This window comes from Pseudomonas sp. RA_35y_Pfl2_P32, from assembly GCF_963970735.1.
GTDB lineage: Bacteria > Pseudomonadota > Gammaproteobacteria > Pseudomonadales > Pseudomonadaceae > Aquipseudomonas.
Map to the genome: position 1 here is coordinate 185,270 of NZ_CAXAQF010000007.1, position 15,386 is coordinate 200,655.

Annotated in this window: 15 protein-coding genes and 1 pseudogene; 6 read left to right on the top strand and 10 right to left on the bottom strand. The window is 64.2% G+C overall.

What is annotated here, in order from left to right:
- Positions 1 to 76 precede the first annotated feature (76 nt).
- Complete coding sequence (locus AACY45_RS09305; RefSeq protein WP_339545188.1) at positions 77 to 1,009, top strand: 1-aminocyclopropane-1-carboxylate deaminase/D-cysteine desulfhydrase; 933 nt, start codon at positions 77 to 79, stop codon at positions 1,007 to 1,009.
- On the opposite strand, the gene AACY45_RS09310 is transcribed toward AACY45_RS09305, so the two are convergent.
- From AACY45_RS09310 to AACY45_RS09320, 3 genes are all read right to left on the bottom strand, one after another.
- Positions 1,006 to 1,554 (bottom strand): cytochrome b, encoded by a 549-nt coding sequence (locus tag AACY45_RS09310; protein WP_339545189.1) that lies wholly within the window; start codon positions 1,552 to 1,554, stop codon positions 1,006 to 1,008. The genes AACY45_RS09305 and AACY45_RS09310 overlap by 4 nt on opposite strands.
- A gap of 197 nt (positions 1,555 to 1,751) precedes the next feature.
- Positions 1,752 to 2,579 (bottom strand): phosphonoacetaldehyde hydrolase, encoded by an 828-nt coding sequence (phnX, locus tag AACY45_RS09315; RefSeq protein WP_339545190.1) that lies wholly within the window; start codon positions 2,577 to 2,579, stop codon positions 1,752 to 1,754.
- A 79-nt stretch (positions 2,580 to 2,658) separates the two neighbouring features.
- Complete coding sequence (locus tag AACY45_RS09320) at positions 2,659 to 3,768, bottom strand: 2-aminoethylphosphonate--pyruvate transaminase (protein WP_339545191.1); 1,110 nt, start codon at positions 3,766 to 3,768, stop codon at positions 2,659 to 2,661.
- 109 nt (positions 3,769 to 3,877) lie between these two features.
- On the opposite strand from AACY45_RS09320, the gene AACY45_RS09325 reads away from it, so the two are divergent.
- Entirely contained in the window at positions 3,878 to 4,738 is an 861-nt protein-coding gene (locus AACY45_RS09325) for a LysR substrate-binding domain-containing protein (RefSeq protein WP_339545192.1), read from the top strand.
- 122 nt (positions 4,739 to 4,860) lie between these two features.
- On the opposite strand, the gene AACY45_RS09330 is transcribed toward AACY45_RS09325, so the two are convergent.
- Positions 4,861 to 5,733, bottom strand: coding sequence for a LysR family transcriptional regulator (locus AACY45_RS09330; RefSeq protein ID WP_339545193.1), 873 nt, complete (start codon positions 5,731 to 5,733; stop codon positions 4,861 to 4,863).
- Between the two features lie 292 nt (positions 5,734 to 6,025).
- Here AACY45_RS09330 and AACY45_RS09340 point away from each other — a divergent pair.
- Positions 6,026 to 6,785: pseudogene (locus AACY45_RS09340) on the top strand (hypothetical protein).
- 62 nt (positions 6,786 to 6,847) lie between these two features.
- Here the strand turns inward: AACY45_RS09340 and AACY45_RS09345 are convergent.
- Together AACY45_RS09345 and AACY45_RS09350 are read right to left on the bottom strand one after the other, a co-directional pair.
- Positions 6,848 to 7,180, bottom strand: a complete 333-nt coding sequence (locus AACY45_RS09345; RefSeq protein WP_339545194.1) for a hypothetical protein — start codon at positions 7,178 to 7,180, stop codon at positions 6,848 to 6,850.
- Positions 7,181 to 7,244: 64 nt separating this feature from the next.
- On the bottom strand, positions 7,245 to 8,789 hold the full coding sequence (locus tag AACY45_RS09350; RefSeq protein ID WP_339545195.1) for a type VI secretion system Vgr family protein: 1,545 nt from the start codon (positions 8,787 to 8,789) through the stop codon (positions 7,245 to 7,247).
- Positions 8,790 to 8,930: 141 nt separating this feature from the next.
- On the opposite strand from AACY45_RS09350, the gene AACY45_RS09355 reads away from it, so the two are divergent.
- Positions 8,931 to 9,635: a YebC/PmpR family DNA-binding transcriptional regulator gene (locus AACY45_RS09355; RefSeq protein WP_095167828.1), complete on the top strand. Its 705-nt coding sequence runs from the start codon at positions 8,931 to 8,933 to the stop codon at positions 9,633 to 9,635.
- A gap of 113 nt (positions 9,636 to 9,748) precedes the next feature.
- On the opposite strand, the gene AACY45_RS09360 is transcribed toward AACY45_RS09355, so the two are convergent.
- The 3 genes from AACY45_RS09360 to AACY45_RS09370 form a co-directional block, all read right to left on the bottom strand.
- On the bottom strand, positions 9,749 to 11,062 hold the full coding sequence (locus AACY45_RS09360; protein ID WP_339545196.1) for a leucine-rich repeat-containing protein kinase family protein: 1,314 nt from the start codon (positions 11,060 to 11,062) through the stop codon (positions 9,749 to 9,751).
- Between the two features lie 83 nt (positions 11,063 to 11,145).
- Positions 11,146 to 11,898 (bottom strand): anti-sigma factor family protein, encoded by a 753-nt coding sequence (locus AACY45_RS09365; RefSeq protein ID WP_339545197.1) that lies wholly within the window; start codon positions 11,896 to 11,898, stop codon positions 11,146 to 11,148.
- Entirely contained in the window at positions 11,895 to 12,401 is a 507-nt protein-coding gene (locus AACY45_RS09370; protein ID WP_339545198.1) for a sigma-70 family RNA polymerase sigma factor, read from the bottom strand. The genes AACY45_RS09365 and AACY45_RS09370 overlap by 4 nt, the downstream gene beginning before the upstream one ends.
- Before the next feature lie 158 nt (positions 12,402 to 12,559).
- Between AACY45_RS09370 and AACY45_RS09375 the strand changes: the two genes are divergently transcribed.
- Positions 12,560 to 13,645, top strand: coding sequence for a catalase family peroxidase (locus AACY45_RS09375; RefSeq protein ID WP_339545199.1), 1,086 nt, complete (start codon positions 12,560 to 12,562; stop codon positions 13,643 to 13,645).
- Complete coding sequence (locus AACY45_RS09380) at positions 13,642 to 14,184, top strand: cytochrome b (RefSeq protein ID WP_339545200.1); 543 nt, start codon at positions 13,642 to 13,644, stop codon at positions 14,182 to 14,184. Before AACY45_RS09375 ends, AACY45_RS09380 begins: the two co-directional genes overlap by 4 nt.
- On the opposite strand, the gene AACY45_RS09385 is transcribed toward AACY45_RS09380, so the two are convergent.
- Positions 14,178 to 15,383 carry an MFS transporter gene (locus AACY45_RS09385; RefSeq protein ID WP_339545201.1) on the bottom strand — a complete coding sequence of 402 codons (1,206 nt, stop codon included), beginning with the start codon at positions 15,381 to 15,383 and terminating at the stop codon, positions 14,178 to 14,180. The two genes, AACY45_RS09380 and AACY45_RS09385, sit on opposite strands and share 7 nt — an antisense overlap.
- Positions 15,384 to 15,386 lie beyond the last annotated feature (3 nt).

Genomic DNA, 15,386 nt, shown 5'->3' on the forward strand with positions numbered 1-15,386 from the left:
ATCAGTATTGGTAGCAACTGCTACGAGGTGCGTGGCTGGTAGACTGGCGCTCCACTTCTTGTGAATGATGTTGCCGATGCTTTGCGTACCTGCCGATTGGTCTCCCCACGCTCCCCTCGAACCCCTGCACCTGGACTGGCTCGACCGTGCCGGGGTCGAGGTCGCGGTGCTGCGCCTGGACCTGATCGACCCGCTGATCTGTGGCAACAAGGGGTTCAAGCTGATGGATCACCTGCGGCTCGCCGGCGAGTCGGGCGCACAGGGTGTCATCAGCCTGGGCGGAGCCTGGTCCAATCACCTGCATGCCCTGGCGGCGGCCGGCAAACGTTTTGGCTTTGCCACCGTCGGCCTGTTGCGCGGGCATCCCCAATCCAACGCCACGGTGGAGGATCTGCAGGCGTTCGGCATGCACCTGCACTGGCTCGGTTACGGCGGCTACCGGGCCCGGCATGAGCCCGGGTTCTGGCAGCCGTGGCTGGCGCAGTACCCGGGGTTTGAGCCCATCCCCGAGGGCGGAGGCGGACTGGCGGGGGCACGGGGTTGCGGGCAACTGCTGGACCTGGTCGCTGCGCAACTGCCGGGCCTGGGCTGGGCCGATCACGACGGTTGGTGGCTGGCCTGCGGGACGGGGACCACCCTGGCGGGTCTGGTGCTGGCCGAGGCGGGCAGGCATCCGGTGCAGGGTGTGTTGGCGGTGCCTGACGACCACGGCGTGGCCGGGCAGGTCGAAGCGATCCTGGCGCAGGGTGGGTGGTCAGGGGGGGAGTATGGGCTGATCGATGGCAGCCGTGGCGGCTTTGCCAAGGTCGACCCGTTGCTGCTGGCGTTCATCCAAGCCACCGAGCAGGCCAGTGGTCTGCCGCTGGAGCCGCTGTACACCGGCAAGGCCTTGCTGGCGCTCAAGCACCAGATCGAGGCGGGGCAGGTGGTGTCAGGCACGCGCTGGGTCTTTGTGCACACCGGCGGCTTGCAGGGCCGCCGGGGCTTTGCCTCCCAGCTCGTGGGTTAACCGCGCTTGGGCATCATCCGCAGCAGGGTGTTGTCGCGGTAGAAGTAATGGTGCGCCAGTCCGGCCACGGCATGCAGGCCGATCAGCCAATAACCGATGGTGCCCCCCAGCACGTGCCAGCCTTCGATCTGCTTGGCCAGTTCCTTGTCTTCACCCATCAGCATCGGCAGGTCGATGCCATAGAACATCACTTGATGGCCGGCGGCGCTGGTGATCAGCCAACCGAGGATTGGCATGCCGATCATGAATACATACAGCGCGACGTGCATCAGGGTTGCCAGCAGGCTTTGCCAGCGGGGTGGCGTCGGCACGATGTTCGGTGCCACGCCCAAGCTGCGGGCGAACAGGCGCAACCAGACCAGGACAAATACGGTCAGGCCGAGCATGAAGTGCGCTTCCTTGATCAGGGTGCGGCCGTCACTGCCTTTGGGGAAGATTCCGCGCAGTTCGATGGTGGCATACACCACGGCCAGTAGAATCAGCATCAACCAGTGCAGCGCGATCGATACGCTGCTGTAGCGTGAGACAGAGTTTTTCCGGGGCATAGGGTCTTTTCCTCATTGTTCAGGTCACAAATCTCCATTCTTGTGCGACGGAGTGCCCTAACTGTAATCCTGTTAGGGGGGGATTGTCTGAGCCAGGTCAGGTTTTAGTCCTGCGTCGAGCGCTCTATCACAGGGTTTTTCGCAAAAAAAGCGCCAGCCCCGGTCAAGGGCTGGCGCTTTTTCGGGCGCGAGGGTGATCAGCTGCTTTGTGGCATTTCACCCTGGGCCAGGCGTTTGTTGATGTCGGCGATCACCTGGGGCAGGTCGGTGATGGTGTCGATCATGTAGTGCGGGCGCGACCCTTCGAACAGGCCATGAATGCGCTGGCGCTCAGTGGCCAGGGTGTCGCTGCCCAGGGCGCGATAGCCCTCGTAGGTCAGGCCCAGCGCGTTGCCGGAGCAGATCAGGGCCACGGTCCACATCCCGGCGCTTCGGCCTTCGAGGATGCCGGGCACGGTGTCATCGATCTTCACGCAGGCGGCGACGTCGTTGATGCCCAGGGCGATGACGTTGGCCAGGGCCTGGGCCGGCCATGGGCGACCGTTGGGCACCTCGTCGGTGGCGACCACGTGATCGGCGATGTAGCCGTTGGTGGCGGCCAGCTCGACCACCTTGTCCATCACCTGCTTCGGATAGCCGGAGCACGAACCGATCTTGATGCCTTGTTGGCGCAGGTTGGCAATGGTCTCCAGGGCACCGGGGATCAACGCCGAGTGCTCGGCAATCTTTTCGATCTGCAGCGGCATGAAACGCTGGTAGATGGCGGTCACGTCATCGTCGGTCGGGGTGCGGCCAAACACCTTGCGATAACGCTCGGCCACGTGTGGTTGGTCACACAGGGTGCGGATGTGATCCCACTTGCCCATGCCCATCGGGCCACGGGCCTCTTCGATGGACACCTGCACGTCGAATTCGGCGAAGGCTTCGACAAAGATCTGGGTCGGCGCGAACGAGCCGAAGTCGACCACGGTGCCGGCCCAGTCGAGGATGGCGGCTTGCAGTTGGGTTGGGTTGTTGTAGTTCATGGTTTGCAAATCCTGTAGGGGGGGAATGATGAACCCTGTAGCCGCTGGCGTAGCCAGCGTCCGGCTGATCGCTGAACTGTCAGATCTCGAGCACTTCCATCTCGCGCAAGACCTCGGCCACGGCGGCGACCGCTGCGCGCATCTCGGCCTGGTTGACGTGGCCGATGCAGCCGACGCGGAAGGTTTCGACCTGGGTCAACTTGCCCGGGTAGAGGATGAAACCCTTGGCCTTGACCCGTTCGTAGAACTCCTTGAATTGATAGCGCGGGTCCTGCGGGGCGTGAAAGGTGACGATGATCGGCGCCTGGATGGCCGCTGGCAGGAAGCTGCGCAAGCCAAGCCGGGCCATTTCTTCGAGCAGCACCTGGCAGTTGTCGGCGTAGCGCTGGTGGCGTACCGGCAAGCCACCTTCTTCGTGGTATTGCAGCAGGGCTTCGTGCAGCGCTGCGACCACGTGGGTCGGCGGGGTGAAGCGCCACTGGCCGGTCTTGGCCATGTAGCTGTGCTGGTCGAACAAGTCCATGGCCAGGGAGTGGGAGTTGCCGGCCGCCTTGGCCAGGGCGTCCTTGTTGGCGAAGACAAAACCCATGCCGGGCACGCCTTCCAGGCACTTGCCGCTGGCGGCGATCAGTGCGTCGAAGGGCACCTGTCGGGCGTCGATCGGCAGCGCACCGAACGAACTCATGGCGTCGATGATCAGGCGTTTGCCGTGCTCGGCAATGACCTGGGCAATGTCCGCCAGGGGGGTGAGTATCCCGGTGCTGGTTTCGCAGTGGATCAGCGCGACGTGGGTGATGCTGGTGTCGGCCCGCAGCAGGCGGTCGACGTCGGCGGCGGTGGTCGGCTCGTCTTCAGCGGTTTCGAAGGTGCTGAACGAGCGGCCCAGGTACTCACAGATTTTCGCCAGGCGCTTGCCGTATGCGCCGTTGATCAGCACCAGCACTTTACCGTCGCGGGGCACCAGGGTGCCGATTGCCGCTTCGACGGCGAAGGTCCCGCTGCCTTGCAGGGGCACGCAGTGATGGCTATCGGCGCCGTTGACGATGCTCAGCAGTTGTTCGCAGAGGCTGGCAGTCAATTGGTTGAAGCGGTCATCCCATGAGCCCCAGTCGACCATCATCGCTTGGCGGGTGCGGGCCGAAGTCGTCAGTGGGCCGGGGGTGAGCAGGATGGGTTCGGCAGTGCTCATTCGCGTGTCCTCGTTATCGATGGGATGAAGCTACGGGAGATAAATTGCAATTTGCTGTGCCATCAATCAAATTGTTTGTTGTTATGCCAACCATCAGTAAGGCTTATTCATGAATCTGTTCCAGCTGCGCGCATTCGATGCGGTGGCCCGCGAGGGCAGCTTTACCCGGGCCGCTGCCCGGCTGTTTATCAGCCAGCCGGCGGTGACCGGGCACATCAAGGCGCTGGAGGAGCATTACCAGATCACGCTGTTGCGGCGCACCGCGCGGCGCGTCGAACTGACGGAGGAGGGCACCAAGCTGGCGGCGATCACCCGGGCGATGTTCAGCCTGGCCGAAGAGGCCCAGGTCATGCTTGAGGCCAACCGACAATTACTGACCGGGCGCCTGGAAGTGGCGGCGGACGGGCCGCACATGGTCATGCCGATGCTCGCCAGCCTGCGGGCGCGCTACCCGGGCATCACGGTCAACCTGCGCTTGGGCAATGCCCAGGAAACCCTCGCCGCGCTGCTGGCCGAGCATGCCGACGTGGCGGTACTGACCGAAGTCGAGCCACGCAAGGGCCTGCACCTGCAAGCCCTGAGCGAGTCGCGCATCTGTGCGCTGGTGCCCGCCGGCCACCCGTGGTCGAGCCTGGAGCAGGGCATCAGCCTCGCGGCGCTGGACCAGGTGATCATGGTCCTGCGTGAGCCGAGTTCGATCACCCGGCGCACCTTTGATGAAGCCTGCAGCCAGGCGCGGATCACCCCTCGAGTGCTCCTGGAGCTGGACAGCCGCGAAGCGGTGACCGAGGCGGTGGCGGCGGAACTCGGGATTGGGGTGGTGTCGTCGGTCGAGGTCAGTCACGACCCGCGGGTGCGGGCAGTGCCGATCATCGGTGAGGGGCTGGTCAATCGGCACCTGATCGGCTGCATGGCGCGGCGCCGGGACCTGCGCCTGATCCAAGCGTTTTTTGCCCTGGCGCCGGTCTGACGGACAGTGGTGCGGCTCTCGCGAGCAAGCTCGCTCCTACAGGTTTGGTGACCGTACGCAACATTTGCGGGCAGCCAGTTTTACTGTGGGAGCGCGCTTGCTCGCGATGGGGCTGGACCTGCCTACTCCAGACTCTCGCGCACCATCTGCAAAAACGTCGCCACCACCCGCCGTGAACTCTGCTCGCGCAGACACACCAGGGTTTCGGTCAGGCGCCGGGTGCAATCAATGATCGGCAGTGCGCAAACCCGTGAGTCGGCGCCAAACTCGGCGGCCGAGACCACGCCCACGCCAATCCCGACCACCACGGCTTCCCGCGCGGCCTCACGGCCTTCCACCTGGATCGCCGGGCGAATGCGCAAGCCGGCCCGGGCCATTTCTTCCTCCAGGGTCTGGCGGGTCACCGAGCCGACTTCACGCAGCACCAGCGGGGTGTCGTCCAGATCCGCCAGGCAGATCGACTCGCGGTCGGCCCAGGGGTGGTTGCGGGAAACGAATGCCACTATCGGGTCGTTGCGCAGCGGCAGTGTCAGCAGGCGCGCATCGCTGACGTCCCGTCCGAGCAGGGCCAGGTCAGCCTGGTAGTTGAACAGGCGAAACAGCGATTCGTCGGTGTTGCCGGTTTCGATCTTCACACTGATGCCCGGATAGCGCTCGCAGAACCGGGCGATTTGCGGCAGCACGTGGACCGGGGCATCCACCGCCAGGATCAGGCTGCCGGTCTGCAGGGCCCGAGAGTCGTGCAGCAGTTCCTGGGCCTCGGCTTCGATCACGAACAGGCGTTGGGTGATGCTCAACAGGCGCTCACCCAGGTCGGTCAGGCGCACTGAACGTTTGTTGCGATGAAACAGCAACACCCCAAAACGTTCTTCGAGTTTGCGCACCTGGTCGGAGATTGCCGGCTGGGTCAAGAACAAGCGTTCGGCGGCTTTGGTGAAACTGCCGTACTTGGCCACGGCATGGAAAGCCTTGAGCTGGGCGTGGGATACCGACATCGCAGGACCTCTTAAAAGCTGAGCTTATATTTAAAATACAATAAATCGATTCCACCTATTTATCAGTCATTGTTTTTATCGCCCAGGCCCCGCTGATCGGTCAATCGACCCGCCGCGGTGGTCATGATCCTGGCGCGCGTAGACAATCTCCAGGCAGGGATGGTGCAGGACATATCTGACCGCTAACACCCGCCTTCAAAGGGGGCCTTGGCGCAGTGCTCAACAATAAAAAACACAGGCGTTTGGTTTTCTGAATCTGCCGGCACATTCACCCCCTGGGGTCAGATCCACCATGAACAAGCACATCGGCACCATCAAGCGTTGGCGTGTGCAAATCTTCGCCATCACCTGGCTTGCCTACGCGGCCTTCTATTTCACCCGCAAAGCGTTCTCCGTGGCCAAGTTGGGGATCGGCGAAGACCCGGGCCTGCACCTCGACAAAATGACCATGGCCAACCTCGACGGGCTCTACCTGGCGGCCTATGCCGTCGGCCAGTTTACCTGGGGCATCCTCGCCGACCCGCACGGTGCTGACCCTGGGCCTGGCGTACTTCATGCTCAAGCCGGCGCGCTACGCGATTCTGTTGTGGGGGCCGGTGATTGTCTTCGAGCAAATGCCCTCGGTGGGCAAGGTGGGGGCAGCGATCATCCCCACCGCGTTCGAACTGGCGGGGCTGCTGGGGCCGAGCATGATTGGCCTGGCCTCGGACAAACTGTTCGGTGCACGGCGCTTGCCGGCTTGCGTCTTGAGCCTGCAGGCCCTGACCCTGTACGGACCGGACTCGATGATCAGCGGTGCGGCCGCCATTGACTTCGGCACCACGAAGGCCGGCGCTAGCGCCGCCGGTTTCGTCAACGGCTGCGGTTCGGTCGGGGCGATCCTCGGCGGTCTGCTGCCGGGCTACTTCGACACGGTCACGGTGTTTATCGTGTTTGCCGGCTGTGCGTTGTTTTCGGCCCTGGTGCTGATCCCCCACTGGAACAGCCGCCCGGCAGGCCTGCAAGCTGAACGTACGTGTGTGCCCGTGGCGATCAAGCCACTGCGCAGTTGATAACTCGTGCACCCCTGGCGCAGGACACCGTCGCCGGTATGGCGGACAGAGACCGAAGGGGGTCAAGGCGTCTTGCCAGCGTGGGGTAGCAGCCAGTCGAACAACAGCTGGTTGTGCCCCGTGCGCGCAGGTGGGCTGATCGGCCTGGCGGTATTGATGAAGCTCAGGCGTTGCTCGCTGTTCCAGTGTTGCTGGAAATACTCAGCCAGCGCCACGCAGTGCCCCGGATACAGCAGGCACAGTTGTTCCGGGGTGCGGGCGAACTCGCAGGCCAACTGGTTTTTCTGCGCGGGCGACAGTGCCAGTTGACCTGATACCAGGCTGGTGCCTTGCATGACCACGTCGTTGCGATCCAGGCCGGTCAACTCCTTGAGCCCGGGGCGCGGCAAACGCACGATGTACCAGTTGGCGTGGGCCAGGCGGTCAGTGGTCGCGGGCGGGCGTTCGAACAGATAGATCTCACCGCTCCAGCCGCTGTCTTTGGGGGGTGATGGAGCGGCCTGTTCGAGGGGGGGGGGCGCAAGGTGCGGGCGTGGGACTGAACAGCGGACCGGACAAGGTGATGCTGTCCGCAGTCAGGTGCAGCACGTTGCCATTGGCCGAGAGGCTGATGGGGTGTGCCTCATCCTGTCGGGTGGTGTCAGCGCGCGTTGCGCCGAGGTCGGCGGCGTACAGCACCGGTCGATCGGGATCGCCATCGAGGAAGCTGACCTGGACTTCACTGCCACCTGTGGGCAACGGCGTGGCACCGGCGTCCACCTGGACCCTTGGCAACCAAAGGCCTGACGGCGCGTCACCCGCCGTTTGCGAAGGCCACAACCAGACTTCCACGCGACCTTGAGCGTCGAGCACTGGCGGCTCTGCCACCCGAGCGAGCTGCTGGCCGTGGATGCGTGGCTTGGGGTGGTTGAGCGCCGGGCGAAACTCGCTTGACCAGGGGATGGCGGTGAATTGATTGCTGTAGTGGGTCGCTGTGCCTTGGTACTCGACCTCGCAGAGCAACCATTGGTCGTTGAACGCCGCGACAGGATGGCCACTGACTTGCAGGATGCTGCCACTGCGCAGGCCGGGCTGTGTGCTGTGCCCCTGGACCTGCCGATGCAGGCAACGCAGGCGTTCGAGCTCGCGCCGGCTGAGTTGGTGTTGGTGCTGCTGGGTCGGGGTTGAGCGGGTCGTGGCCTGAGACACCTGATTGGCGGCGTCTGTCGCCGTGGGGTTCGACCCTTGCGTATCGCCCCCTGGCTGAATGCGGGCGCGCGGCGCAGAGCAGGGCGGGTTGTAGCATTGAAACATCTGGCGGATGACCGCCTGGCTGGCACCGGGCGCAAAGGCGGTCTCAAGCGGGTGCTGGGTGAAGCTGGCACTGTCTTCGGCAAACACCAGTACATGTCGCTCGTGCTGGTGTTCAAAGTGAAAGTGGATGCCTTCCTCTTCGCACAGCCGATGCAGCAGGTGCAGGTCGGTTTCGTCGTACTGGATGCACAGCGCTCGGGGCGGGTACTCGCCATGATGCAACTCGAAGCGGTAACTGTCGGCGGGCAGGCCGTGCTCCTCGAGCAACTGGTGCAGCAGGTGTGGCACGCTCAACTCGTGCCAAACACGCCGTCGCGGCGGTTGCTCCAAGGCGAGCAGGCGAGGGGTCAGGGTCAGGCGGTAAGCGATCTGCTGTGCGCTCGCCTCGACCAGGCCGACCCGCTGGACGATCCCGTGGCGGCCGGTGTCTGGAGTGAGGCCGAGGTAGGCCGGCTGGTGCAGCCACTGTTCGAGCGCAATCGCCGGAGCCGGGCCGAGCAGCTCGATGTCCAGTTCGTACAGCTGGTTCAGGGCTTCGTGCCCCTTGAACTGGCGCACCGCAAAACTCAAGGCGAGTGCGGGGAGGGTCAGGGTGGGGCTCAGGCCCAGGGGGCTATCCATGTCGTTGTGCATCACACACTCTTCTGCCATGAAGTTCGGGGCATCGAGGGTACGAAACACTGAGGGTGAATAGTCAGTCCTGGCGTGCATTTCAGAAACCCCCTACAGGCGCTTGTGATGATGTCACTCACGCACTGCACTTTTTGGTCGATTGCCAACTTTTTGCCGTATAAACTTGCGCAACGCGTCGGCCAATAGATGTCTCGGCGCCACAGATCAAGAGAGTGAGTTATGGGCGCACAGTGGAAGGTTAAACACAAAGAAGCGGCAGCCAACGCCAAGGGGAAAATCTTCGGCAAGCTGGTGAAGGAAATCACCATTGCTGCGCGTAACGGTGCCGATACCGCAACCAACGCACATTTGCGCCTGGTGGTGGAGCAGGCCAAGAAGGCCTCGATGCCCCGTGAAACCCTGGAACGTGCGATCAAGAAAGGGTCGGGTCAACTGGGCGAGACCGTGCAGTACCACCGTGTGACCTACGAAGGTTTTGCCCCGCACCAGGTGCCGCTGATCGTTGAGTGCGTGACCGACAACATCAACCGCACCGTGGCGGAAATCCGCGTGGCGTTCCGCAAGGGGCAACTGGGGGCTTCCGGCTCCGTGGCCTGGGACTTCGACCACGTGGGCATGATCGAGGCATCGCCGGACACCCCGGACGCCGACCCGGAAATGGCGGCGATCGAAGCCGGGGCCCAGGATTTCGAACCGGCCGAAGACGGCGCGACCCTGTTCATCACCGAAGCCACCGACCTCGACTCGGTACAGAAAGCCTTGCCGGAGCAAGGGTTCACCGTGCTGTCGGCGAAACTGGGCTACAAACCAAAGAACCCGGTCAGCGGTTTGACTGACGCGCAAATGGAAGAAGTCGAAGCCTTCCTCGAAGGCCTGGACAACCACGACGACGTGCAGGACATGTTTGTCGGGTTGGCCGGTTAAACCAGGCACCTGCGGATCATCGCCGGCAAGCCGGCTCCCACCGTTTCGCCGGTTCCCCACACATCACGGGTATACCGAGCACGGGGTAGGAGCAAGGCTTGTCCGCGAGCCCATCAAGCCTGGCGCAACGCTGCCTGGATATCCTTGAACCCAGGGCGTGCCAGCACGTGGGGTTGACAGCATTGCCGTTGCAACAGCGCCAGGGCCTCGCGCCGTGCCGCACTCAGGCCGGAGTCGATTCGCGCCAACAATTCCCCCAGCAGAATCCCGAAGGCTCGCACTTCGATGCGTTGCAGTGCGCGGGTTTCCAGGGTCTCGGCGTGGGCATGGAAGGACGCCGCACCGAAGTCGCCCAGCAGGCAGTCGCCCTGATCGTTGTACAAGGTGTTGTGGCCGTAGAGGTCGCCGTGGGTGATGCCCTGTTGATGCAGGTGCCCGGCGGCCGAGGCGATACCGCGGGCGATGTTCAACGCCACTTCGGCGGTAAAGCGTGTGCCGGGCTCATACAGGTCACGGCTGCAGGAATCCAGGCTGGGCAAGGCGGCCAGGTTGCGATAACTGGGATCGATCAACCCCATCACCAGGCCCGCCTGCTGCTGCGGATGGTCGACGATGCGCCCCAGCACGCTGATCAACTGCGCATGACTGCCGGCGCTGAGGCAGGCGTTCATTTCATGCAGGGGCGAACCGTCGCTGGTCATCGGCCCTTTGTAGAGTTTCACCGCGACCTCGCGTGCCGGCTGTGATGGCGACTGCCACAGCGCCTGATGAATCACCCCCGAAGCGCCTTCGCCCAGGCGCTGCTGCAGCTGCAACTGCGCCCAGGGGATGTGCGCGGTGGCGGCCAACGCGCTGGCTTCGGCCTCGGTTTCCAGGGGGTTGCCGGCATACGCCAGCCAGGCCAGGGCCGGCAGGCTCAGCAACCATTCGGGCAACTCGGTGAGGCGGTTTTCGGCAATGCGGATCAGCTCCAGCCGGTGGCACTGGCCAAGGCTGGCGGGCAGGCTGCGCAGCCGGTTGCCGGCGAGCATGAGTTTTTGCAGCAGAGGGCGTTGCCCCAGTTCGCTGGGCAACGCCTCCAGCTCATTGTCGGTCAGGATCAACCAGCGTAACTGGGGCGGTAGCGCAGCGGCGGGGACTTCCTTCAAGCGATTGCTCTTGAAGCCGATCATGCTCAGTTGTGGGCATTGACCCAGGCAGGCGGGCAGTTCGCTGAACTGATTGTCCGAGCAGAACAGCACCCGCAGGTGGCGCAGCCGGTGCAGGTCGTCCGGCAATTGGCGCAAGGCGTTGCCACTGAGGTTAAGCACCTCGAGTGAGTCCGCCAGGTCGAAGATTTCCTCGGGAAATGCCTTCAGGCCGCACGACAGGTCCAGCCGTTTGATCCCGGCCAGCTCGCCGGCGCGCAGTTGTGCAAGGGTATGCATGAACACATCCAGTCAATGGAAGAGAGGGCGGCATCAAGCCTGCAAACGCCGGCATGATAGCGATAAAAGTCCAGGTCGGGCGGCTAGAACTTCAGGCTCTGCTTGATGATCTGGGTCGCTGGGTCGCGGGTTTCGCTGACCATCGCATAGTTGTAGCCGGCCCCCGACCAGTACTGCGCCTGCAATTCACCGTCGCTGCGACTGCCTTTGGGCAGCAAGTAGTTCCGCGGGCCGGGCGGACGGATGTAGAAGCTGATCTTGCGCCCGCCTTGATCTTCATACATCACCATGGCGGCCGGGCCCTGGTCAGTGCTCAACAAACGGGCGCTGACCGGCTGGAAACCCGAGTTGGCGAGGTCCGGCAGGCGGTTGGCGTGGGCAAAATAATGGTCGAGCCAACCCTGCATGTCGCCGTCATCGCTGACCCGATAGTCGGCCGGCAGCATGCCCTGCTGGGCGAACATTCGATAGGCCTGCATCGCGTCGGTCATCGGCAAGGGGCCGCCGCTGAGGGTCATTTGCCGTGCTTGCCAGCCGCCCAGGCCGCCGACACTCACCGCAATCAGCAGCACGGCGGCGCTGGCCAGGTAGCGTCGGGACTGGCGCTTGCGGCGCTGGCGAATCAGGCCTGGGTCGAGGTCCAGGTTGCCCGGCCGTTGCAAGGCGCCGCCCAGGGCTGCCCGCAGTTGCTGGGCGTCCTGCTGCCAGGCGCGTACCTGCCCGGCCATTTGTGGATTGGCCACCAGGTACGTCTCTACCAGGCGCCGGTCGGCATCGTTGAGCTGATGGTCGACGTAGGCGTGCAGGTCATTGACGCTGGGAGGCATGCTGATCATTTGAGTATCCGCAGTGAAGGGCTGCTGATTTCGCCGTCGCTGAGCTGGCGCAAGGCCTGGCGCGCGCGGGACAGACGAGACATCACGGTACCGAGAGGGACGGCGAGGATCTCGGCGACCTCTTTATAACTCAAGCCCTCCACGGAAACCCAGAGCAACAGCGCCCGTTGTTCGGTGGGCAACCGGTCGAAGGCTTCCAGGGTGGTCTGCGCGATCACCGTGCGTTCCAGCGAGGGCTGCGGCTCGTCGCGGCCGGTGAAAAACTCGAGCATCCGCGCATAACGCCGGGAGCGGCGATGGGCGTCGAGAAACTGCCGGTACAGAATCGCAAACAACCAGGCCCGCAGGTCGCCCTCCGGGTGTTTGCTGCCCCAACTCGACAGCGCGCGTTCCAGGCAGGACTGCACCAGGTCGTCGGCGCTGCTGGGGTTGCGCGTCAGCGAGACGGCAAAGCGGCGCAGCCTGGGGATGAGATCACGTAACTGTTCGTCGAGAGGGTTCATGGTGGGCGGGCCAGTCACTACGCGTGGGACCAGAAAGACGCTTGGCAGGGGAGGTTATTCCCGTGGCGCACAAATAAACACCGGGCCCTGGAATAAACCTGTGCGGGCAACGTCTGCCTGATCCTTGCCGCAAGCCGAACCCGGCCCTGGAGTGTTACATGGTAGATCGTTCCCCGACCCCCGATAGGCCCCCTTTAAGTCCCTTCAATCTGACCTTGCGCCTGGCCGCGATTGGCCTGGTGGTGGGCGTCATGGCGGTGGCCTTTGCCTATGTCAACGGCTCACTCGACCCACAGCGCCTGACCCCCAAGGCACTGGTCAACGTGCTCGAAACCAACAACGGTGTTCACCCCGGATTTCGCCGCAACCACGCCAAGGGCGTGTGCGTGATCGGCTATTTCGAGAGCAGCAACGAGGCGCGTGCCTATTCCACCGCGCAGGTGTTCAACGCTGCGCGAACCCCGGTGGTCGGGCGGTTTGCCTTGCCCAGCGGCAATCCCTATGCGCCGGATACCCGCGTGCCGATCCGTAGCCTGGCACTGCGCTTCACCCAGGCGGACGGGCAACAATGGCGCACAGGCATGAACAGCATGCCGGTGTTCCCGGTGGGTACGCCGCAGGCGTTCTATCAGTTGCAGCAGGCGCAGAGCCCGGATCCTGCGACCGGCAAACCGGACCCGGCGGCGGCCCCGGCATTTTTTGCCGCGCACCCGGAAACCGCACCGTTCCTGCGCTGGATCAAGAGCGCCAAGGCCTCGGCCAGCTACGCCACCGAGACCTATAACGGCCTCCATGCGTTTTATCTGGTGAGCCCGGCGGGTCAGCGCCAGGCCGTGCGTTGGGGGGTGGTCCCGCTGGCCCGGGACGGCGCAACGACCAGCGTCGCGCAAGGCGCCGATGTTCTCGAGCAGGACTTGCGCGAGCGTCTGCAGGCCGGACCGCTGCGCTGGCAGTTGCTGATCACCCTGGCCGATCCGACGGACCCCACTGACGACGCCAGTCAAGCCTGGCCGGCCGAACGCAAGGTGCTGAACGCCGGGACGCTGGTGCTGCAAAGCAGCCAGGCGCAAAACAGCGGCGAGTGCCGGGACATCAACTATGACCCGCTGATTCTGCCCAGTGGCATCGAAGCCTCGAAAGACCCTTTGCTGGCGGCGCGCTCGGCTGCCTACGCCAGCTCTTACCTGCGACGGACCAGCGAAGTCGGCCAGTTGCCCGGCGCTAAACAGGAGGCCGCCCAATGAGCGCGCAACCGAATCACTTCGCGCCCCTGGCGCGGCTGCTGCACTGGCTGATGGCGTTGCTGGTGATTGGCATGCTGTTCATCGGCGCCGGCATGGTCGCCTCGGTGTCCGAACGCCATGAATGGCTGATCCACCTGCACAAACCGCTGGGCGTGGCGATTCTGTTGCTGGTGATCGTGCGCCTGGTTGTGCGCTTCTCGACGCGTCAGCCGCCCTTGCCGGCTGATCTGCCCGGCTGGCAGGTGCTCGCGGCCAAGGCGTCCCATGGCCTGCTGTATGCCCTGATGCTGGTCTTGCCGCTGCTCGGTTGGGCGATGATTTCGGCGGCGGGCGACCCGGTCACCCTGGGCATTGGCGTGCAACTGCCGGCACTCCTGCCGGCCGATGCCGCGCTCTTTGCCTTCCTGCGCCGGGCCCATGGTTACCTGGCCTACCTGCTGTTCCTCACGGTATTGCTGCACTTGGCCGCGGCGCTGTTCCATGGCTGGATACGGCGTGACGGCGTGTTGCAGAGCATGCTGTCCGGCAAGGATCACTGATCGAGCAGGGCGCTGCCGCGCTGGCCGGCAGCGCTTCTGAAGGTCGATAACCAATAGACCAGCGCCAGGGCATTGATCCCGGCACCCAGCAGGCACACGCCGAGCCAGCCGGCCCAGGCGTAGACGGCGGTCGAGGCGAGTGAACCCAGGGCACTGCCAATCGAGTAGAACAGCATGTACCCGGCGGTCAGCCGGCTTTGCGCCTCGGGCCGTACGCCGTAAATCAGGCTCTGGCTGGTCACATGCATGGCCTGCAAGCCGAGGTCGAAGGTGATCACCCCCAGCAGCAAGGCCCAGAGCGAGGACTGGGCCAGACCGATCGGCAACCATGAGGCAAGCATCAACAGCAGGGACAGGCCGCTGACCCAGTGGCCCAGGCCACGGTCCGCCAGATGCCCGGCACGGGCAGCGGCCAGGGCCCCGGCGGCGCCTGCCAGCCCGAACAGGCCGATTTCACTGTGGGACAGCGACAAGGGCGGCGCGCTCAGTGGCAATACCATGGGTGTCCACAGCACCATGGCGCTGGCGAACGAGAGCAAGGCCAATACGGCCCGCTGGCGCAGCACGGGTTCTTCCTTGAACAGCACAAACACCGAGCCGATCAAGCGCCAGTAGCGTTGCGGTGGCTGCGCGGCTTCCTGTTTGGGCAGCACGTAAAGCAGCAGCAGGGCCATCAGCAAGGTCAGCGCGGCCGATAGCCAATAGATCGAGCGCCATCCGGCCAGGTCAGCCATGCCCCCGGACACCGTGCGGGCCAGCAGGATGCCGACCACGATGCCGCTGGTAACGATGCCGACCACTCGACCCCGTTGCTGCGGCATGGCCAGCGTGGCGGCGTAGGCCACCAACACCTGGGTGACCACCGCGAGCAGCCCGGTCAGGGTCATGCCCAGCAGCAGCCAGCCGGCGGTGGGGGCCAGGGCGATCATCAGCAACGCCACGCTCGATAGCAGCGTTTGGCCGACGATCAAGCGTCGGCGGTTGAGCAGGTCGCCCAGGGGCACCAGCAACAGCAGGCCGATGCCGTAGCCGACCTGGCTCAAGGTCACGACCAGGCCAATGGTTGCCGGGGCAATGGCGAAGGCTTGCGCCATGGCGTCCAGCAGTGGCTGGGCGTAATAGACATTGGCCACCGCCAGGCCACAGGCAATGGAGAACAGCAGAACGACGGCGCTGCTCAGGTGCACGCTAGGCTTCATGGT